Genomic DNA, 19,035 nt, shown 5'->3' on the forward strand with positions numbered 1-19,035 from the left:
TAATAAGGAAAGCGCTATCAATTAGTGATTTAAGTTTAGATGAGCAAAGGAGCGCATATGCATGGCTGAAAAGAAACAAAGGTTTGCAATGAGGTGGATATACCTTGTTATTGTTTGTTCCATGATATCGTCCATGTTATATTCGCCTGCATCGGCGAGCTCTTCCGGGACGACGAACATTCCTCAAGAGATTGCTGAAATGAGATTGATGAAGAACCGGATTGCTGCTTTTTACGTCTCCAAAGATATCATAAATGACGGAACGAACGGGCGGGTCGAATGGACCTTTAAATCACAGGCTGGCACTTACTTATCCAATCAAAATGCTAACGGAAGCTGGGGGGATGTAGATTACGCGAATACAACCTCCAGCGCCAATGGGAAAGCCTGGTCACCCTACCTTGCATTAGATCGGATGCAATCGATGGCTCAGGCTTTTGCTGACCCGAATGGTCCATACTATCATAATGAAACCCTGTTACGAGGTATCCAAAAGGGGCTGGACTACTGGTTTACGGTAAAGCCAACTTCAACCAACTGGTGGGAGACCGGAATCGGCAAACAATTAAGATTGGGAAAAATCGCACTTTTATGTGAAGGTTATTTAACTGCAGCGCAAGTTTCCAACATTATCGGCACGTTAGACAGTAGCCCGCACACTGTCGATGGAGCCAACTCGTCCTGGTACAATCAAAATTATATGATCCGCGGCTTATTGCTGGAGGATGCTCAGAACGTCCGGAACGCCGTGGAAGCGTTTAATGTGCTGTCGAATGTGACGACGACGGTGACGGGAATCCAGTCGGATATGTCCTTTTTCATGCATGGAAAAACGAACTATACGACGGGCTATGGCAGAAGTTTTGCCAGAGATATGTCATTCTGGGCGTACATTACCTCGGATACCTCTTTCTCTTATAGTGAGGCGGCGATTGATTCCCTATCGTCCTACCTGCTGGACGGCACCCGGTATCTCGTGAGGGGCGATGTTGCCGATCTGGGTATGGGGATGAATGGGCCCGATTGGCCGGATTATGCGAGCGCGGCTTTAACCTTCTATGAGGATCCGCTGCAGTGGATGCAGGTGGCCAATTCGAAGCGGGCTGGGGAGTTTAAGCTTTTTCTTGACAATATCCGCAACTTCGGCACGAGTACAAGCAACGGACTTGACGCCAACAATATGACGCAATGGCAGACGCTGGTTTCCTCCCATATGCGAAAGGATTATGGAATTACGGTCAAGATGTCATCCAAAACGGTCAAGGGCGGGGAATGGCGAACCATTAACCCCAGCGGATATAACCTGTTGTACTGGACGCCGCAAGGCGCCACTGCCATTCAGAGAACCGGCGACGAATACAGACCCGTTTACCCGCTGATGGACTGGGCTCATGTTCCAGGCACGACGGCCCCGTACGTACTCACAAAGGATGGGAATTTCAACAATCCCAAAACGTTTGTAGGCGGCGTCACAAATGAGCGTTATGGAGCAACCGCGTTTGATTTTAACAAGCTGAGTACAAGCGGCAAAAAAGGCTACTTTTTTTTCGATGATGAGATGGTCGCGTTAGGTGCAGGCATCGCTTCGACGAATGCCGCACCGGTCCACACGACATTGAACCAAAGTCTGGCGGTTGGCGATGTGCTCGTAGACGGCGAGGTAATGGCGGATGGAACGAAGCAAGTTAACGGGCGCTGGGCCTATAATGATAAGGTTGGTTATGTTTTCCCGAATCCGGCCGATTTCCAAGTGAAGCGGGAGACGAAGACCGGAAAATGGAGCGACGTCATTACGGGAAGTTCAGCGGAGCCGATCACGCAGCCGATTTTTTCGATTTGGCTCGATCATGGCGTGAAACCAACAGACGCTTCCTATCAGTATATCGTATTGCCAAACCAAACCCCCGAAGAGGTCAGCCGCTATGCGAGCGAGAACCCGATCCGTATTCTTTCGAATACGCCGTCGGTGCAAGCTGTCCGGCATAATTCTCTTGGCATCGCGGAATTGCTGTTCTACCAACCCGGGACGGTGACGGTAAGAGACGGCTTGACGGTCACCGTTGATCAGCCGTCCATGGTGATCATTGACGAATCCGTGACACCTGTCCGCATCTCGGCTGCTAATCCCGAAACACCGGGGATGACAGTGAACGTAACGCTAAATCGGAACGGAGAAAAAACCACGACAGCCTATAGACTCGGCAAGGATACGTTTACCGGCCGAAGCGTAACTCTAAATGAGGGAGCCTCCGTCGACGACAGCGGGTTTGATCTCGCTTATAGTAAAGGTGCGACCGCTTCCTCCAGCCAAGGCAAGCAATTTGCCTCAAATGCTACGGATCTATACAGAAGTTCCTATTGGAGTTCAAGCGCTTCAGACAACGAATGGATTTATGTTGATCTGCAAAATCAATATACGATCAATAAAGTTAGGCTGAATTGGGAGAAGGCGTACGGGAAAAGCTATAAAATTCAGGTATCGGATGATGCTGTCACCTGGACGGACGTTTATACAACTTCGTTGGGAGACGGCGGAATCGACGACATTTCTTTTGGTAAAGTCAGTGCCAGGTTTGTCCGGATGCTGGGTGTTCAGCAGGGTACCGGAGACGGTTACTCGCTTGCTGAATTTAATGTATATGAAGCGTTGGCGCCCAATCTTGCCGAAGGCAAGCCGGTAACGGCAAGCTCAGCCAAAGCCGCTGACGTGTCTCCCGGGAACGCGGTTGATGGCTCATTGACGACCCGTTGGGGGTCCAACTATGCCGATCCGCAGTGGATTTACGTCGATCTTGGCTCCAGCCAACCCATCGCAAAGGTCATGCTGCATTGGGAAAGTGCGTATGGGAAGGAGTACGAAATCCAGGTTTCCGACAATACGGCGGACTGGACGACAGTATACAGCACCGCAACCGGAGACGGCGAAATCGACGATATCTCTTTTGAACCGGTGAATGCAAGATACGTCCGGATGTATGGCACAAAAAGAGCCACCACGTACGGCTACTCGCTCTGGGAATTTAAAGTGTATGGTACAGAGAACGTACAAAAGGTTCCCGCCAGGGTCGAACTTCAAGCAACCCCGTCTTCCGTGACGCTAGGAGGGAAAGTGTCCGTTACAGGGGTCGTCTATGACGGCGGCGGGCTTCCGGTCCCCGGCGTGGAGATCGAAATCGCGGCTGCATCGGGCAGCCTTGAGACTGTTAAAGCAGTCACGGATGCGAACGGCCGGTTCAGTACGGTCTTTACGGCACCGTCCACAGCTGGAGAAGTGGCGATCACGGCTGTCCTGCCTGCAAGTCCAACCGTGACGGATACGGTTACCGTATCCGTGAACCAGCCTGTCCAAGTGCCCGCTCGAATCGATCTTCAAGCAACGCCGTCTTCCGTGACATCCGGAGGCAAAGTATCCGTTACGGGAGCCGTCTACGACAGTGACGATCTGCCGGTATCCGGCGTAGAGGTCGAGATCGCGGCTGCATTAGGCAGTGTCAATGACGCCAGTGTGGTAACGGATGCGAACGGCCAGTTCAGCACGGTCTTTACAGCACCGTCTGCTGCCGGAGAAGTGACGATTACGGCGGCTTTGTCCTCGAATCCGTCCGTGAGAGGGACAACTGCCGTTTACGTAGATGGGGTCGTCCAAGTGCCCGCCCGAATCGAACTCCAGGATGTATCGTCTTCCGTGACGGCCGGAAGCAACGTGTCCGTTACGGGAGTTGTCTACGATATCGGCGGCCTGCCGGTCCCGGGCGTGGAAGTTGAAATCGCTGCATCGTCAGGCAGCATCCAGACTGCTAAAGTAGTAACGGACGCAAATGGCCGGTTCAGCACGGTCTTTACAGCGCCGTCCGCAGCCGGAGAAGTTATGATTACAGCCGCCATCACCGCGAATCCAACCGTGGCGTATACAATAACCATTTCCGTAATTAAGGCCGTACAAGTACCTGTTCTAATTGAACTTCAGGCGACGCCGTCTGCTGTGACGGCCGGAGACGACGTGTCCATTGGCGGAATCGTCTACGACGGCGACAATCTCCCGGTCTCCGGCTTGGAGGTCGAAGTCGCAGCTTCGTCCGGTAGCTTCAAAAGCACCCGTGCGGTAACGGATGCGAATGGCCGGTTCAGCATGGTCTTTACGGCGCCGTCCGCAGCCGGAGAAGTGACGATTACAGCTGTCTTGCCCGCGAATCCGTCCGTTACGGGGAAAATAAATGTTTCCGTAAATGAACGTTCAAGCGGCGGAAACGGGGAAAGCGGAGGCAATTCGGGAGGAGGAGCTCCCGTGACTCCGCCGGTAACCCCCAATGTTCCGAAGGGTGATCCAAAAGATAGCCCGGTCAAGCCGGAAAAGCCGGGTGTTCCTGTTCCGGGTCGTGCCTTTGCGGATATTGGCGGTCATTGGGCTGAAGCCAATATTCTGGAAGCAGAAAAGAAGGGAATGATCACAGGTTATACGGACGGTTCGTTCCGGCCCGATCGGACGGTGACGCGCGCCGAATTCGCGGTGATGCTGGCGAAAGCGCTGAAGCTTCAGAATGAAGAAGCAGTCCTGTCCTTCAAGGACGCGGACCGGATTGGGCAGTGGGCCCGGACAGCCGTTGCGCGAGCCGTAAGTGCGGGTCTTATCCAGGGCGATAAGAACAATACCTTCCGCCCAAATGCGCCTATGACGAGATCGGAAATGGCCGTCATGCTGGCGAGAGCATTAAACCACGCGCCCGAAGCCCGTTCCACCGGCTTCGCAGATGATCGCGAAATACCGGTCTGGGCTGTCGGAGCGGCAGCCGAGATGAAGAAGCTGGGAATAATGCAGGGTAAGGGCAATAACAGCTTCTATCCGAAAAGTGCCGCGACTAGAGCGGAAACGGTCACGGTTCTGCTCAGGATGCTGGCAGCCATGGATAAAGAATAACCCAACGTATAGCCGGTTACGGGGAGACACTCGGGTGACATCAAAACTGTGACTACACTCGCAGAAGCTTTGTGGCGTTGCCCTCGGACAGGGGTTCGGCTTCCCTCGGCTCCATATGAAGTAAGTAAAAGACACCTTTAACGGTGTCTTTTCTTTTCAGTGGCAGTTTTGCACTATACGAAAAAAGTTGTAAATCAGATCCAGTTGTGTTATAGTTAGTTTATTGAAATTTCGACCTAAACTCACATATTGTAGAGGGTTATGATTTTAATTAGGTAACCTTGTACAATATGTGATTTTTTTTGGAATTCGAAATCATGTACAAATATAAACTTGGAGGTAATGAATAATGGAAACAGGAACAGTAAAGTGGTTTAATGCAGACAAAGGTTTTGGCTTTATCGAGGTTGAAGGCGGAAGCGACGTATTTGTACACTTCAGTGCAATTGTAGGCGATGGCTTCAAATCGCTGGACGAAGGGCAACGCGTTGAGTTTAATGTAGTACAAGGCAACCGAGGCCCGCAGGCCGAAAATGTTGTAAAACTGTAAGTTTGCTGCCGGTAGAAAGCCCCAATCATGGTATTGGGGCTTTTTTATATTATTCCAGAAGAGAAAGAGGGTTGCCGCTTGTACTATTCACGAAAAAAACTGATTGATCTTCCAGAAGAAATGACAACGATATGGTCATGCACTACTGAAAAGTGCAACGGCTGGATACGAGATAACTTCGTTTTTTTGATTCAACCGATTTGTGGACAATGTAATTCCCCCATGGTTAAGAGTGAGAAAATGCTGCCCATCATAGCTAATACAAGTCCTAACCAAACTAAGCATTAAATATGCTCGAATCGAAAACAGTGGCTCTGTATGGATAGCAGGCCACCCTCGCTGGCCTTCTTCATGGAGGAAGGAATCGGTTTATTCGTTAAGCCAATGGCAGGCAGCATTACTTTTATTGTTTCAGCAGATTCTTTATTTCTGTCAGCAAAAATTCTTCATTCTATGGTCTTATAATAAACTACAAAAGCCATCAACCAGGACTCTGGCCGGTGGCTTTTGTTATGCCTAAGCAGCAATCCCACGCTTAAAAGCCGCTATTTCCAATCTGTCTGCATAAAAAGCTTGATTAAATAACATATGTAATATAACATATATAATATAACAAATGTTATTTTACTGTGAGGAGGAAATCTCATGCCCCCGAAGCCCAAAGTGACACGTGAGATCGTTTTGGAAGCGGCACTGGAGTTGTTACGCGGAGAAGGAATGGATGCCGTCAACGCCCGAAATGTCGCTAAGAAGCTCGGCACCTCCACCCAGCCTATATTCAGCCATTTTTCTTCAATGGAAGAACTGAGGGAAGCGATCTGTGCTTATGCCGAACAATTGTATAACACTGCGATGCTGGCAGCGATGCAGAGCGGCGGCAACGGTTTTCTAGCAATGGGGTTGGCTTATATCGGATTTGCACGGACGGAAAAAAGGCTGTTTCAGCTTCTGTTTATGTCAGGCCGGCTCCAGCAGGAGAAGGTGGGCGAAATCGCTGGGACAACTGAGGGCGACGACCAGGTGATTGCGATGATCGGCAGCATGACCGGCCTTTCAGCAGATCAAGCACGCAAATTGTATGCTGGTATCTGGTATACGACTCACGGCATCGCTTCCCTGGTTGCAACCAACAGCAGCACGATGGATGACGAGGAGGCGCAGGCCGTGTTGGGCAGTGTGTTTAAAGGTTTATTGGTTACACTCAAAAAAGAAGGCGAGGAGCTTTAACTATGTCCGTAACGTTCACCCGCAATCATCCTTACGCCGCCGCTGTCATCGCGGCGCTAATCTGCACCTTTCTTACCGCGGTTGGCTCTGCGGCCGCCCAAACCAGCGGGCTGGCTGAGGTGCCCGCTTACCTCATTATGACGGCTTCCGTGGTATTGTCCGTTTTGGCGGGCCTGCTGCTGCTGCGCCGTTCGGGACTTTCGGCCAAGGAGGCCGGTTTTCGGCGGCCTGCTTCCAGCAGCGCACGCTACGTGTGGTTTTGCGTGCCGCTGCTGCTGATCGAGGCCATTCCGCTTGCCGTTTACAGCCCCGAGTTTGCCCGTCCGGGAGCTGAATACGCGGCGCTGGCTCTGTTCACTGTCGTTGTTGGTTTTAATGAGGAGCTTTATTTTCGCGGATTGTCATTCTCCGCCCTGTTGGGAAAAAGCCGCAAGCAGGCCGTTATCGGCTCGTCCCTCATTTTTGGCGTCTTACATGGTGCCAATGCCCTAAGCGGAACCAATCCTGCCGGGGTGCTGCTGCAGATCGCCTTTGCTTTTCTCGCCGGCCTTATGCTTGCACTCATCTTCAGTATTACCCGCAGCCTTTGGATCGGTATTGTGTGGCATATCGTACATAATTTTATCTCCTTCAGCACGGAGGATGCATTCAATCGGACGGCGCTGGTTGTAGTTACGGCCCAGCTGTTAATTTTGGTAATCTACACCGCGGGCTTGTGGAAGCGTGGTACGGCGGAGGCTTAAACGGAGTTATATAACTACCGCTGCAAACACAGGAGCATAATGTTGAGGCGGAAATGGGTTATCCATAATGTTATGATGAAATTATTATCCCATTTGGAAGAATCCAATTTTGAGGTGAACTGCATGTCCTTCTATAAAATAAAGATTAGTCCCAAAGATGAAGGAATCGGGCAGCTTGGCGGGGGAGCGTGGTTGGAGCGCTTGGAAGATTGGCCGCGCAGCCAAGAAAACGGTTCATTTATGCTGCCGCTGATCAGTTTTGACAGTGCGTTTTTTCCGACATTTGTAATTGCGCCTGATTACAGGATTACGGTGTTTGTACCGGCACCCGAAGACGGCACCTTTCCTGCAGCATATGGAGATGGCTTGAGCTATAACTCCGGACATTCTCCACTTGATCCCTCCAAGCTCTCTGCTAAAATGCTGCTTCATAAAACAGGGGCAGAGGAGTTATGTCCCGACTCTACTTTTCTACTTCCTAAGGGATATTTATCTCTCGAGGAGTTAACGGATGAAGAACTTGATCTGGAAAATCTGGACGAAGTGAATGGGATTGAACTTTCGAAGCGGCATCTCCGGGCCCACTGGCTGCGGGATATGATTAAAATAAGCCCCCGTTACCATTTGGTGTGTCAGTTGAACGAGCTGGATCTGGTAGAGTTCCACCCAGCCTATAAGGGGATTTTTAATGCAGGAATAGGGTATGTCTACCTGGACTATAGGATTAAGAAGCTGGATGACTTAGCTGAGGCAGGGTTCTTCTTTATTCAATATTTATGATCAGCAATGTCTGATCAGCCGCATCATTTTCCTTTGGCAGCCTACTGTATATGTGCTGCTATACCTAAATAAAAGCGACCCCCGCGGTCGCTTTACTGCTATCCATCTATGATGGAGAAGCTGCGCAATGTTCCTTGATCACCGTTACTAATTCACTAAAGGCATATTTGTGGTTGACCATGTCTACTGTAAAATCCTCGGCTTGTTTGGCGTGCATTTTAAACTGGAGTCCGTTGTAACGAAGGAAGATGACCAATGCGGTGAAGGCTGTGCGTTTGTTGGCGTTATGAAAAGGGTGGTTTTGTCCTAGTGATTCAAATAAGGCTGCTGACTTTTCAAAAAGAGTGGGGTACGCGTCCTCGCCAAAAGCTGAGGATTTTGGGCCAAGAAGGGCCGATTCAAGCAATCCGGCGTCCTTAACGCCTGCTTGTTCTCCCGGGCTATAACGCTGGATCATTGCAAGATTAATTGCTATAACTTCCTCATTGGATAAGTATCGTACAGTATTCATCGGTCTTTAAGACCCCGCAATGTTTCGTCATACTCTTCAATGACACTAGCGAGCGTATCCATAAAATCTGCGCTAATACCGCTGGGCAAAGATACCTTTGTCGATCTCTTAATTATGATTTCACCTGTTGCTGGGTTTACATTAATTTGAACGGTATCCCCTTGATTTATACCGATTTGCTTAAATGCATCACTCATGGTTATGCCCAAACTGTTGCCAAACTTTGTTACTTTCCGTTCCATGTCCACCATCCTGTTCATTTAGACTCCCAATTATACTATTCAACTGTTATAACAATTATACAATTATACGTGTAAAAAAACACCCGTACGGGTGTTTTATGTCTCACATCTCCTCATAAATAGCCGGGTCCTGATCCCACAACCGGCCATCTGCGCGGCTGAAGCCCGAGATGACCTGCATCTCCGCTTCCGACAGCTCGAAATCAAAGATATCCAGATTCTCTTTCTGATGCGCTAAAGAGCTTGCCCGGGGGATCGGAATCGCACCAAGCTGGACATGCCAGCGCAGGATCACTTGGGTTGGCGTTTTGCCGTGGGCTGCTGCGATGCTTCCGATCGCTTCGTCGCTAAGCATGCTGTGGCCGCGGCCCAGCGGACTCCATGACTCGGCGACAATGCCGTATTTGGCATCCTGAGCGAGCTGCTCCTGCTGGTTAAAATAAGGATGGAGCTCGATCTGATTAATGCTGGGCGCAACCCCCGTTTCCTTGACGAGGCGTTCATTATGCTCCGGAAGGAAGTTGCTGACGCCGATGGAGCGGATATACCCCCGTTTTTTGGCCTCAATCATGGCCTGCCAAGCTTCGACGTAAAGGTCTACTTTGGGATTAGGCCAATGGATCAGGTACAGATCGTAGTAATCCAGGCCGCCTCTATATAAGGATTCTTCAATGGTTTCAAGCGCCTCCTTGTAGGCGTGGTGACGCCCCGGAAGTTTCGAGCAGATCACCAGTTCCTCTCTCGGTACAGCGCTCAGACGAACGGCTTGTCCGACAGCCCCCTCATTTTCATAGTTAAACGCCGAATCAATCAGACGATACCCTGCATCAATCGCATTAGTCAGTACCTTAACGCCGGCTGCTCCTTTGATCCAAGCCGTTCCAAAGCCGATAGCAGGTACCTTCACACCGTCATTCAAGACTTTTTCCGGAATCTTGCTGTTCATTCAGGGAACCTCCTTTTGCAGTATAAGTTTAACGATAACACTTCTGTTCTGCACAGGCAAAATGCAAGGCCTGCTTAGCCAACGGAATAATAAAGGGATTACAGGCATAATCGGTGAAATATACTACTACGGCGTCTCCGAAACCTTTGGAATCGTATATAGCTTGTCCACGGCGATTAACAACCGCACAAAGCCGGTGTTCCAAAAGTAGATTCACTATATGGAGGGATAGACAATCGAACCGTCATTTATCAATAGTCTGGTGAATGGATCGCTGGAGGGTGTGCGGGCCATACCAAAAAGCGACCTGCACAATCATGCGGGCCGCGGAGGAACCATTCAGTATATCGGGTCATGGGCTAATGTTCACATTGAACCGCCTGCCGAACCGTTTCGGTCATTGCATGAGATGCAGCACTGGTTTATGGAACATGTAAAACGTCACTGCCCTGGCGTCGATGGTTATTTGAAGCGGATAGAGGCCTCTTTTGTTCAGGCGCAGGACGATCATATCCAAAGACTGGCGTTAAGCTTCGGTATCGATGAAGTGGATGCTTTGGGCGGGACGGAGCCGTTTATGCGCACCATTAGTGAACTGCATCGCTGTTATGCGCCGGGTACGCAGTTTTTGCCGGAGCTGGCGTTGGACCGGGCCTGTTGTGTGGATCTGACATATGGACGAGTAGAGGAACTTTTGTCGTATAGATGGTTTCGTTCTATTGATATTTGCGGTAATGAGTTGGCTCAGCCCATTGTCCGCTTCAAGGCCATTTACAGGCTGGCTCAAGCTGCGGGGCTTATTCTAAAGGCGCATGTCGGAGAGTTCGGAAAAGCGGACGATGTCAAGGAAGCTGCTGAGGAACTGGAGCTGCGCGAGATACATCATGGAGTGGCGGCGGCCGAATCGCCGCAGGTCATGAGATGGCTGTCGGATCACCGCATTCAACTGAACGTATGTCCGACAAGCAACGTTATGTTAGGCGTAGCCGAAAGCTACGGGAAGCATCCGATCCGTAAGCTGTACGATTTTGGAGTTCCGGTAACGGTGAACACGGATGATCTGTTGATTTTTAACCAAAGTGTCTCCCAGGAGTACATGAATTTGTATACCTCCGGTTTGATGACGGCGGAAGAGCTGAATGAAATTCGTCTTACGGGGCTAAAAGGGTGAGCCCAACAGTAGAGGTTCAAACCGATTTGCACTTTCATATTGTCTCATATACAATGGAAAACGAATAAAACAAAATGTTTTCTTTAATTTCCGATAGCAAGAGAGGATCAAGGGGGCTGGGATGGGAAAAACGCTAAGAATATCGATGTTGATAACGGACGTAGGATTTATTTTTTACTGGATGATTGTATTTCTGGAGCTGCTGCCAAAAGACTACCTCTATAAGGATTACGGCAACGAACTTATGGTGGCATGGAACCTGTCGTTTTTACCGCTAGATCTGTTCATTTCATTCACAGGCTTGGCGAGCATACTTCTGTTTCGGAAGGGGCGGCGGATATGGTCATCTTACTGTGTTGTTTCATTAAGCTTAACCTTTTGCTCTGGCTTACAGGCGATTGTGTTTTGGGCGATTCGGCACGATTTCGATGCGATGTGGTGGATTCCGAACTTGGCTCTTCTGGTTTACCCGCTGATTTTTTTACCGCGGCTCATTAAGCATAATACGGGTTCGCCAACTTTGCGTGAGGTAAAATGAAGAAAAAGATGGGGCGTGTGTCATGAAAGAGACAATAGCGCAAGGAGCGATTGAGGAACTTCTAGTGCAGGGCTTGAAATTTACAATAAGAGATGTGGCAAGCCGCCTCGGGATGAGTACGAAGACGATTTATTCCTATTTTGAGTCAAAAGAACACATTATCAGTCATATCGTTGATAGAACCGTAGAAGAAATGAAAGAAGCGGAGAGGGGGATAATGGATGATTCTTCCCTCTCTATTCGTCAAAAAATGATTGAAGCCCTGGCCGTTTTCCCGAGAAAATTCGCTTACCTGGATCTGCGCATCATCCAAGGGCTCAGACAGCGCTATCCGGAACAATGGAGAAAGCTGGATGAACATATACAGTATGGCTGGGAGAACATCCGGCTGCTGGCCAAAGAAGGGATGATTGAGGGAAGCTTTAGAGCCTTCGATATGGAGCTGTTTATCCAGGCCTACATTGGTGCACTGTACCATATTATGGATTCCCAGGTTGCGGGGAAAATCGAGTTGACCTTGGAGAAGACATTGGAGCAGCTGGTGGAGCTATTGATGGTAGGGATTGCGAATACCCCTAGGGAGGATGTTTCATAAAGTGTATTTGGTAAGGAGGCGTTAAGAAGCATGACAACCAGCCGCAAAGCCGTGGCGCAGGATATTGTAATTGAAAAGGTGCAGGAGTTGTTCCAATGCCGAGTCTTATGGTCGGAGGGACGGCCATGCCTGGAATATGACAGCGAAGAAGAGCTGGCCAGGATTTCGGATTATGTGAGCGTGAATTTTGATACAGAGCTTCTGGACGTATTTTTTACAGCAATCGAAAGTCTCCCGGCAGAGTCCTGAAAAAACATTTCGGAAACCCTCCAGAAACCCTCCGGTCGTTCATTCTACCGTTCAACTTGCATTTCTCACACAGCAGAACCCGGCAATCTTTACGACTGCCGGGTTCTTGGTATTATAAAACAACCCACCTGCGTTCCCTTATTCCTCGGAACCTTCCCAATCGTTCACCTCAAGCCACGCTCCATCTTTCCCCGTCCGTTCAAACGCCGTACCCACCTCGCACTTCAGCGGCTCGAGTAGGCTGGGGTCAAGGTCCAGCAAGCGGGCGACCCGGACTATCCGCGTGTTATCGGGGTTGCTGAGATAGTCGTCATCTTCCTCCCCCGTGAAAAGACGCCAGCCGCTGTCCTCCTCCCGGTCCGGCTGCTCCCGGTACATCCAGCGCACCGCTTTTCCCGGCAGGAAGCACCGCTCGGTGGCTAAAGCGGCTTTTTCGCCGGTCTCAAGCCAAAGCGGGTCGCCTTTTCTAAGAAGGGTCTGAGCGATATGCTTCGGTTCGAACTCCACAACATCGCCAGCCTGCAGGGTGGTCAGACAGCCTGGCGTGTTCGTCAGCACTCCCTTATATCGCAGATGTACCGGGTCGCAATCGATAATCTCCACCCACATCCGCTCCGCACGCGGCTGTCCTTCCGCCGGGTTCGTCAAAACAAAATGCAGCCGGACCATTCTCCCGATCTCCTGCGACATCCGTTCTTGCGCAGCAGGGATAAAAAAAGATTCCGGGTATAGCCGGCTAGTCTCTTCCACATCCTCCAACATCCATTCCATCAGGATACCCTCCTTGAGCATTCAGCGTCCCCTATTATTACCACACTACATTTCTGCCCGCAACTTCCCAAGCAGTATAACCTGGAGTTCATTTGCGCTAGGGGCGATTATGCAAGTTACTCGCAGCTTTGCTCGTTTATTTGTGTATGAAGACTGGTTTAGGAGGGAGGGGGCCAGGAAAATATGGGGGCAGAGCTCCCAGGTGGTTCTGTGTGCTCATCAAGCCGTTTTCTCCATATTGTGGTAAAATGGCTTAGGGACGTGGCCAGAGAAGAAGGGCTCACTGGAAGTGAAGGGCCCCTAGCGGTTAGACCCTATATGACGTAAAGGAGATTGAGTAAATCCATGAACAATAACGTTCAAATAATCGATATTGGCATCAATTTGATGCACCGGTCTTTTCATGAGGACAGGGAGCAAGTCGTACAAAACGCGGCGGAACAGGGCGTCTACCCGCTCATCATAACGGGGACCAGTCTGCGCAGCAGCTCGGATGCGGCGCGGTATGCCGGCCGATACCCTGGTAAGCTGTATTCAACTGCCGGTGTGCACCCGCATGACGCCAAAAGCTGCAATGAGGACACGCTGTCCAAGCTTCGCCAGCTTGCGGCGCTGCCGCAGGTTGTCGCTGTCGGAGAGTGCGGCCTGGATTACAACCGCGATTTTTCCCCAAGGGAGGTGCAGCGCAAATGGTTTGCCGAGCAGGTAGCTCTGGCAAAGGAATTGAACATGCCGCTGTTTCTGCATGAACGTGAAGCCTTTACGGATTTCATCGACATTTTAAAAGAGCAGGGAGCGGACCGTGGGGTTGTACACTGCTTCACCGGAACAGCCGCCGAACTCAAAACCTATCTGGATCTCGGTTTCCATATCGGCATTACCGGGTGGATCTGCGATGAACGCAGGGGCCGGCAGCTGCAGCAGCTGGTCCGGTCTGTGCCGCTTGATCGGTTAATGATCGAGACGGATGCGCCTTTTTTGACGCCGCGCGACCTGAAAGAGAAGCCGGCGGGCGGGCGCAACGAGCCGACGCTGCTGCCGCACATTTTGCAGGCCGTCGCCCGCTGCATAGGCAAACCGGCGGAAGAAGTGGCCCGGGCGACGACGGAAACGGCAAAAGCCTTTTTTGGCGTCTAGGCGGATTGGTTCGTATTAGCTCGAATTAGCTTGTATTAGCCTTCTCCAGGCTTAAATTCCGGCCACCAATTAAACTCCAATGAAAGAATATTGAATTTTTTAAATAAAAATAAAGAGAAATTATTGACAAACCCCAGTGATAATCATTATCATTGTAGAGTAATTGAGAATGATTATCATAGAGTTGCATCATACTAATGGGGGTTATACATACGATGAGACAAAAAAGTTGGTTATCCATGATGATCATCGCAGTGCTGGCAATGGTTGTAGCGGGCTGCGGCGGCAATAGCGGCAGCGCTTCGGGCGGTACAGGAAACACGGCGAATACGGCAAATTCGCCCGCTGCTAATGGCGGTGCTTCGGCAAGTCCGGAGGCTGGTGCTGCTTCGCCATCCGCAAGTCCGGCAGCTGAGGCTTCGGCAGCATCCGGGCCGGTAACAGTGGAGCATGCCAAAGGAACGGAAACCTTTGAATCCGCGCCGCAGCGGGTTGTGGTGCTGGAGTGGTCCCTGGCGGAAAGTGTGCTGGCGCTTGGAATTCAACCCGTCGGCGTAGCAGATATGGAAGGCTACAACAACTGGGTGAAGGCCGGTGTGGATTTTGCCCCGGAGGTTGTGGATGTGGGCACCCGGCAGGAGCCAAACCTGGAAGCGATTATGGCCCTTAAACCCGATCTGATTCTGGCGGTGGATTTCCGCTCCGAGAACAACTATGAACAGCTCAAGGCCATTGCACCGACGGTTGTTTTTGGCTCCGAGTTGGAAGAGAATGTGAAATCTCCGTATACCTACATGGTCAACACCTTCCAGACGATTGCGCAAATCCTGGGTAAGGAGAAGGAAGGCCAGGAGGTGCTGGATCATATGAACCAATCCTTTGAAGCGGCCAAGCAGAAGCTGAAGGATTCCGGCAAAGAGGGTGCGCCGTTTGTGGTAACGCAAGCCTGGTCTGACCAAAACGCCGCGGTGATGCGTCTTTTCACCGACAATTCGATGGCGGTTGAGGTACTGGAGCAGGTCGGCCTGACCAATGCGTTTGAGCCGGCAGCGTTCCAGCCGAACGGATTCGAAACGATTTCCGTGGAAGGACTGGCGCAGGTGCAGGATGCCAACTTCTTTTATGTAGCGCAGGATGATGACAACGTCTTTGAGAACCAGCTGAAGGACAATACGGTTTGGAAAAGCCTGAACTTTGTGAAGGAAAACCGCACGTATCCGCTGGGCGGCGACATGTGGATGTTCGGCGGGCCGCAATCGGCGGAGTTGCTGGTCAATAAAGCCGTTGAGCTGCTGACGAAATGAACCGTATCATCGTGGTCTTTGGGGGCGGCTGTGCCGTCCTCATTGCTATGCTGCTGTTTAGTCTGACGCAGGGGCAGGAGGTCTATGCCTGGACAACGGTATGGGAGGCTCTGTTCCGGCCGCAGGATACGCTGGAGCATAATATTTTGCTCAGCATGCGCCTGCCCAGGGCGGTGATGGCGGTTCTTGGCGGAGCCGCACTCGCAGTGGCCGGGGTGCTGCTGCAGACGTTAACCCGCAACCCGCTGGCTTCGGCGGGAACGTTCGGGATCAATGCCGGGGCTTTTTTCGTCATTATCCTTTCGGCGGTGTTTTTTCCGGCGCTGAAGGCGAATGTGCCGTTTTTGCTGGCATTCCTGGGCGGAGCCGGCGCAGCCTGTCTGTCCTATCTGCTGGCGGGGGGCAAACGCGGGACGCCGGTCCGGATGGCGCTAGCCGGGATGATTGTGACGCTGGTTTTATCGTCTTTTACGAGCACGCTCCAGCTTCTGTTTGAGAATGAAACAAACGGCTTATTCATTTGGGGCTCCGGTTCGCTGGTGCAAAATGACTGGCAGGGAGTGCGGCTCTCCTGGCTGTGGATTGTGATTCCGCTGGCAGCAGCCATGCTCTATACCCGTTCGCTCGACATGATGGAGCTGAACGAAGAAGTGGCCGGTTCGCTTGGCCACCGGGTGAATGCGGCGCGTTTTGCAGCGCTTGCGGGAGCGGTGCTGCTGGCGTCGGTTACCGTCAGCGTGGTGGGGCCGATCGGCTTCGTGGGGCTGATTGCGCCCCATTTGGTACGGCTGATCGGCCTGCACCGGCACCGCTGGCTCATTCCCGGCAGTGCGCTCTGGGGAGCGAACGCCCTGCTGATCGCCGACAGCCTGGCCCGGATGTTCCGCAGCGTGATCGGCGAGCTGCCGGCCGGCGTCGTGACCGCCGTAATCGGCGCGCCTTGGCTGATCTGGCTGGCGGTAAGGGAGAAGCCGGAGGAATCGCGTCCGGTCGGAGAAGGCGGCTCAATGGCCGTCGGAGTTGTGCGGCACCGTGTGTCTTTTCCAGTGCTGATCGGCTTGTCCGTCATTTTGCTGGCGCTGCTGATTCTGATCAGCTTATCGGTTGGCGGGGTAAGGGTGCCGCTGGCCGGCGTCTTCCAGACGCTGATTGGGCAGGGAGAGGAGATGCATCGCAATCTCATCCTGCAGCTGCGTCTGCCGCGAATTGCCGTTGCCGGCCTGGCCGGAGCTGCGCTGGCCGCAGCCGGGGCGACACTGCAGGGGGCGGTGCGCAATCCGCTGGCCGATCCGTCGATCATAGGCGTCACCTCCGGCGCCGGTGTGGGCGCGCTGCTGATGATTGTGGTGTTCCCGGCCGCCTCCGCCGGCTGGCTGCCAGTTGCAGCAGCGGCCGGTGCGATATTGGCGGCAGCCGCCGTCTATCTGCTGGCGCTGCGCCGCAGCTTTCAGCCGGCCGTTCTGATCCTCGTGGGGATTGCCGTGACCGCTATTAACTCGGCGGTCATTCATTTCCTGGTGATCCGCTCGGGGATGGGCGCCGCCCCGGCGCTGGCCTGGCTGGCCGGCAGCACATATGCCCGGGGCTGGAGCCAAGCCGCCATCCTGCTGCCAGTGCTGCTGGTGCTGCTGCCGGCTGCCTGGTGGATGGGCCGGCGCATTGATCTGCTGGCTTTTGGCGACCAGACGTCACTGGGTCTTGGGCTCAGACTCCAGCAGACCCGTCTGCTCGCAGCCGGTGTGGGCGTCGTACTGGCGGCAGCCGCCGTATCTGCGGTTGGGACCATCGGCTTCATCGGCCTGATGGCACCGCACGCGGCGAGAGTGATAGCCGGCCAGAGCTACCGGCGGAATATGCTGCTGTCCGCCATGATCGGCGCTATTCTGCTGGTTGCCGCCGACGGCCTTGGCAGAGCGGTGCTTGCGCCCAAAGAGATTCCGGCGGGACTCGTAACGGCCGTGATCGGAACGCCGTACCTGCTGCTGCTGATTTTGCGGAACCGGCCTGCCGTCAAAGGGTAGTAGGCTAGGATCGCTGCGGCAGGCGGAGCTGATACCGTTATCTGTCGGGTCTAAGCTGCTTGTGGCCAAGGTCCGAAGTTCAGTATTCAAAGTTCAGAGGGATTTTACAGCGATACAATTCTTTTTAACAGCACAAAGACCGGCCTATTGTTGGCCGGTCTTTGGTGTATCTGGGTAGTGCAGCTAATGCTGGTGCGCATGACTATGGCTATGGCCGTCGGGTTCATCCGCTTTTAGCACGCAGAATACAGAGCGTTCATGGGCATGCCGTTCCGATTCGATTTGCAGTGTCGCATGCCGGATACCTTGGTGTTCCAGCATATGCTCCGTTTTTTTGAGAATGGCTTCCGCTTCATATACCGTCTTGTCTCCGCTAACGACGATATGCGCGGTGAGCGCGTTCATGCTGCTTGTAATTGACCAAATGTGCAGATCGTGGACCCCTTCCACTCCGTCAACCTGCTGGATTTTTGCGGCGATTTCATTCACATTGATATTGGACGGCGTTCCCTCCATCAAGATGTGCAGGGAGGATCTCGTAACCGCAAAGCCGCTTCTCAGAACAAGCGCCGCCACTATAACGCTTGCGAGCGGGTCGGCCCAGCCCCAGCCAAAAAACATCATAAGCAGCGCCGCCGCAATAGCGCCTACGGAACCCAGCATGTCGCTCAATACGTGCAGATACGCGCTCCGCATGTTGAGATTATGCTCAGTGTCGCTGCCTCTCATCATTAGCCATGCTACCAGCAGATTCACCAAGAGCCCGATGGTGCTGATGATCAGCATGCCGACTGTAGCCACCTCTGGCGGACTGATGAAACGTTCGATCGCCTCGTAAAAAATATAAATGGAGATTCCGATCAGTGTTACGCCGTTAATGGCTGCGGCTAAAATTTCAAATCTTCTGTATCCGTACGTCTTTTCCGCGTTTACGGCTTTTGCCCCGTACGTAAAGGCGAGCAAAGCAATACCCAGCGCAATGGAATCGGACAGCATGTGGCCCGCATCGGACAGCAGCGCCAGACTGTTGGTAATCGCCCCTCCTACAGCTTCGATAATCATGTAAGCTGTAATAATGAGGAAGGAAATAAACAATACTTTTTTGTTGTTGGTATGCACGTGGCTGTGTCCATGGTTATGATCATGGTTGTGATGGCCTTCGGACATGTGAACCCTCTCCTTAAATTAACATATGAGCAACTATTCATATTATAGTCTTTCCATGAAATCAGTGTCAATCTTTAACTTTAGCTTTTGCCTGCAAACAGATACTATAGAAAACTGCTGGCGGCGCCGCCGCGTAGCACGGCTGAAAGAGGAACAGGGCGCCGGTAA

At 52.1% G+C, this 19,035-nt stretch carries 18 protein-coding genes; 13 read left to right on the plus strand and 5 right to left on the minus strand.

Annotated elements, in window-relative coordinates; all coding sequences use genetic code 11:
* The first annotated feature begins 199 nt into the window (after nucleotides 1-199).
* The 6 genes from ACE6ED_RS06090 to ACE6ED_RS06115 all read left to right on the plus strand — a co-directional run bounded on the left by ACE6ED_RS06090 (nucleotide 200) and on the right by ACE6ED_RS06115 (nucleotide 8,215).
* On the plus strand, nucleotides 200-4,915 hold the full coding sequence (locus ACE6ED_RS06090) for a polysaccharide lyase family 8 super-sandwich domain-containing protein (RefSeq protein WP_410826210.1): 4,716 nt from the start codon (nucleotides 200-202) through the stop codon (nucleotides 4,913-4,915).
* A gap of 349 nt (nucleotides 4,916-5,264) precedes the next feature.
* Nucleotides 5,265-5,465, plus strand: coding sequence for a cold-shock protein (locus ACE6ED_RS06095; protein WP_410826211.1), 201 nt, complete (start codon nucleotides 5,265-5,267; stop codon nucleotides 5,463-5,465).
* 27 nt (nucleotides 5,466-5,492) lie between these two features.
* Nucleotides 5,493-5,753, plus strand: coding sequence for a cold-shock protein (locus tag ACE6ED_RS06100; RefSeq protein WP_410826212.1), 261 nt, complete (start codon nucleotides 5,493-5,495; stop codon nucleotides 5,751-5,753).
* Between the two features lie 357 nt (nucleotides 5,754-6,110).
* A complete protein-coding gene (locus ACE6ED_RS06105; protein ID WP_410826213.1) occupies nucleotides 6,111-6,692 on the plus strand; it encodes a TetR/AcrR family transcriptional regulator in 582 nt (193 codons plus the stop codon).
* 2 nt (nucleotides 6,693-6,694) lie between these two features.
* Complete coding sequence (locus tag ACE6ED_RS06110; protein ID WP_410826214.1) at nucleotides 6,695-7,435, plus strand: CPBP family intramembrane glutamic endopeptidase; 741 nt, start codon at nucleotides 6,695-6,697, stop codon at nucleotides 7,433-7,435.
* 72 nt (nucleotides 7,436-7,507) lie between these two features.
* A complete protein-coding gene (locus ACE6ED_RS06115; protein ID WP_410826215.1) occupies nucleotides 7,508-8,215 on the plus strand; it encodes a hypothetical protein in 708 nt (235 codons plus the stop codon).
* Between the two features lie 106 nt (nucleotides 8,216-8,321).
* On the opposite strand, the gene ACE6ED_RS06120 is transcribed toward ACE6ED_RS06115, so the two are convergent.
* From ACE6ED_RS06120 to ACE6ED_RS06130, 3 genes are all read right to left on the minus strand, one after another.
* Nucleotides 8,322-8,726 (minus strand): type II toxin-antitoxin system death-on-curing family toxin, encoded by a 405-nt coding sequence (locus ACE6ED_RS06120; protein WP_410826216.1) that lies wholly within the window; start codon nucleotides 8,724-8,726, stop codon nucleotides 8,322-8,324.
* Complete coding sequence (locus ACE6ED_RS06125) at nucleotides 8,723-8,968, minus strand: AbrB/MazE/SpoVT family DNA-binding domain-containing protein (protein WP_410826217.1); 246 nt, start codon at nucleotides 8,966-8,968, stop codon at nucleotides 8,723-8,725. Before ACE6ED_RS06125 ends, ACE6ED_RS06120 begins: the two co-directional genes overlap by 4 nt.
* Before the next feature lie 103 nt (nucleotides 8,969-9,071).
* Nucleotides 9,072-9,914, minus strand: coding sequence for an aldo/keto reductase (locus ACE6ED_RS06130; RefSeq protein WP_410826218.1), 843 nt, complete (start codon nucleotides 9,912-9,914; stop codon nucleotides 9,072-9,074).
* Nucleotides 9,915-10,197: 283 nt separating this feature from the next.
* Here ACE6ED_RS06130 and ACE6ED_RS06135 point away from each other — a divergent pair, with 283 nt between their 5' ends.
* From ACE6ED_RS06135 to ACE6ED_RS06150, 4 genes are all read left to right on the plus strand, one after another.
* Nucleotides 10,198-11,085 carry an amidohydrolase family protein gene (locus ACE6ED_RS06135; RefSeq protein ID WP_410826219.1) on the plus strand — a complete coding sequence of 296 codons (888 nt, stop codon included), beginning with the start codon at nucleotides 10,198-10,200 and terminating at the stop codon, nucleotides 11,083-11,085.
* Nucleotides 11,086-11,206: 121 nt separating this feature from the next.
* Nucleotides 11,207-11,623, plus strand: coding sequence for a DUF5360 family protein (locus ACE6ED_RS06140; protein ID WP_410826220.1), 417 nt, complete (start codon nucleotides 11,207-11,209; stop codon nucleotides 11,621-11,623).
* Between the two features lie 22 nt (nucleotides 11,624-11,645).
* The gene (locus ACE6ED_RS06145; protein ID WP_410826221.1) at nucleotides 11,646-12,218 is read left to right on the plus strand and encodes a TetR/AcrR family transcriptional regulator; all 573 of its coding nucleotides are present in this window, start codon (nucleotides 11,646-11,648) and stop codon (nucleotides 12,216-12,218) included.
* A 30-nt stretch (nucleotides 12,219-12,248) separates the two neighbouring features.
* Nucleotides 12,249-12,467 carry a hypothetical protein gene (locus ACE6ED_RS06150; RefSeq protein WP_410826222.1) on the plus strand — a complete coding sequence of 73 codons (219 nt, stop codon included), beginning with the start codon at nucleotides 12,249-12,251 and terminating at the stop codon, nucleotides 12,465-12,467.
* A 138-nt stretch (nucleotides 12,468-12,605) separates the two neighbouring features.
* Here the strand turns inward: ACE6ED_RS06150 and ACE6ED_RS06155 are convergent, their stop codons facing one another.
* A complete protein-coding gene (locus ACE6ED_RS06155) occupies nucleotides 12,606-13,238 on the minus strand; it encodes an immunity protein Imm33 domain-containing protein (RefSeq protein ID WP_410826223.1) in 633 nt (210 codons plus the stop codon).
* Between the two features lie 345 nt (nucleotides 13,239-13,583).
* Here ACE6ED_RS06155 and ACE6ED_RS06160 point away from each other — a divergent pair, with 345 nt between their 5' ends.
* The 3 genes from ACE6ED_RS06160 to ACE6ED_RS06170 all read left to right on the plus strand — a co-directional run bounded on the left by ACE6ED_RS06160 (nucleotide 13,584) and on the right by ACE6ED_RS06170 (nucleotide 17,700).
* Nucleotides 13,584-14,375: a TatD family hydrolase gene (locus ACE6ED_RS06160; protein ID WP_410826224.1), complete on the plus strand. Its 792-nt coding sequence runs from the start codon at nucleotides 13,584-13,586 to the stop codon at nucleotides 14,373-14,375.
* 215 nt (nucleotides 14,376-14,590) lie between these two features.
* Nucleotides 14,591-15,679, plus strand: coding sequence for an ABC transporter substrate-binding protein (locus ACE6ED_RS06165; protein WP_410826225.1), 1,089 nt, complete (start codon nucleotides 14,591-14,593; stop codon nucleotides 15,677-15,679).
* Nucleotides 15,676-17,700, plus strand: coding sequence for an iron ABC transporter permease (locus ACE6ED_RS06170; protein WP_410826226.1), 2,025 nt, complete (start codon nucleotides 15,676-15,678; stop codon nucleotides 17,698-17,700). The genes ACE6ED_RS06165 and ACE6ED_RS06170 overlap by 4 nt, the downstream gene beginning before the upstream one ends.
* A 183-nt stretch (nucleotides 17,701-17,883) precedes the next feature.
* Here ACE6ED_RS06170 and ACE6ED_RS06175 read toward each other — a convergent pair whose 3' ends face one another.
* A complete protein-coding gene (locus ACE6ED_RS06175; protein WP_410826227.1) occupies nucleotides 17,884-18,867 on the minus strand; it encodes a cation diffusion facilitator family transporter in 984 nt (327 codons plus the stop codon).
* Between the last annotated feature and the right edge of the window lie 168 nt (nucleotides 18,868-19,035).

The sequence above is a fragment of the Paenibacillus nanchangensis genome (assembly GCF_046543445.1).
GTDB classification, from domain to species: Bacteria; Bacillota; Bacilli; order Paenibacillales; family Paenibacillaceae; genus Paenibacillus_AQ; species Paenibacillus_AQ nanchangensis.

Bases quoted from the DNA above. Each gene is read 5' to 3' on its own strand.
- ACE6ED_RS06090 (WP_410826210.1), top strand. From the start codon at position 200: ATGAGATTGATGAAGAACCGGATTGCTGCTTTTTACGTCTCCAAAGAT.
- ACE6ED_RS06095 (WP_410826211.1), top strand. From the start codon at position 5,265: ATGGAAACAGGAACAGTAAAGTGGTTTAATGCAGACAAAGGTTTTGGC.
- ACE6ED_RS06100 (WP_410826212.1), top strand. From the start codon at position 5,493: ATGGTATTGGGGCTTTTTTATATTATTCCAGAAGAGAAAGAGGGTTGC.
- ACE6ED_RS06105 (WP_410826213.1), top strand. From the start codon at position 6,111: ATGCCCCCGAAGCCCAAAGTGACACGTGAGATCGTTTTGGAAGCGGCA.
- ACE6ED_RS06110 (WP_410826214.1), top strand. From the start codon at position 6,695: ATGTCCGTAACGTTCACCCGCAATCATCCTTACGCCGCCGCTGTCATC.
- ACE6ED_RS06115 (WP_410826215.1), top strand. From the start codon at position 7,508: ATGATGAAATTATTATCCCATTTGGAAGAATCCAATTTTGAGGTGAAC.
- ACE6ED_RS06120 (WP_410826216.1), bottom strand. From the start codon at position 8,726: ATGAATACTGTACGATACTTATCCAATGAGGAAGTTATAGCAATTAAT.
- ACE6ED_RS06125 (WP_410826217.1), bottom strand. From the start codon at position 8,968: ATGGAACGGAAAGTAACAAAGTTTGGCAACAGTTTGGGCATAACCATG.
- ACE6ED_RS06130 (WP_410826218.1), bottom strand. From the start codon at position 9,914: ATGAACAGCAAGATTCCGGAAAAAGTCTTGAATGACGGTGTGAAGGTA.
- ACE6ED_RS06140 (WP_410826220.1), top strand. From the start codon at position 11,207: ATGGGAAAAACGCTAAGAATATCGATGTTGATAACGGACGTAGGATTT.
- ACE6ED_RS06145 (WP_410826221.1), top strand. From the start codon at position 11,646: ATGAAAGAGACAATAGCGCAAGGAGCGATTGAGGAACTTCTAGTGCAG.
- ACE6ED_RS06150 (WP_410826222.1), top strand. From the start codon at position 12,249: ATGACAACCAGCCGCAAAGCCGTGGCGCAGGATATTGTAATTGAAAAG.
- ACE6ED_RS06155 (WP_410826223.1), bottom strand. From the start codon at position 13,238: ATGGAATGGATGTTGGAGGATGTGGAAGAGACTAGCCGGCTATACCCG.
- ACE6ED_RS06160 (WP_410826224.1), top strand. From the start codon at position 13,584: ATGAACAATAACGTTCAAATAATCGATATTGGCATCAATTTGATGCAC.
- ACE6ED_RS06165 (WP_410826225.1), top strand. From the start codon at position 14,591: ATGAGACAAAAAAGTTGGTTATCCATGATGATCATCGCAGTGCTGGCA.
- ACE6ED_RS06170 (WP_410826226.1), top strand. From the start codon at position 15,676: ATGAACCGTATCATCGTGGTCTTTGGGGGCGGCTGTGCCGTCCTCATT.
- ACE6ED_RS06175 (WP_410826227.1), bottom strand. From the start codon at position 18,867: ATGTCCGAAGGCCATCACAACCATGATCATAACCATGGACACAGCCAC.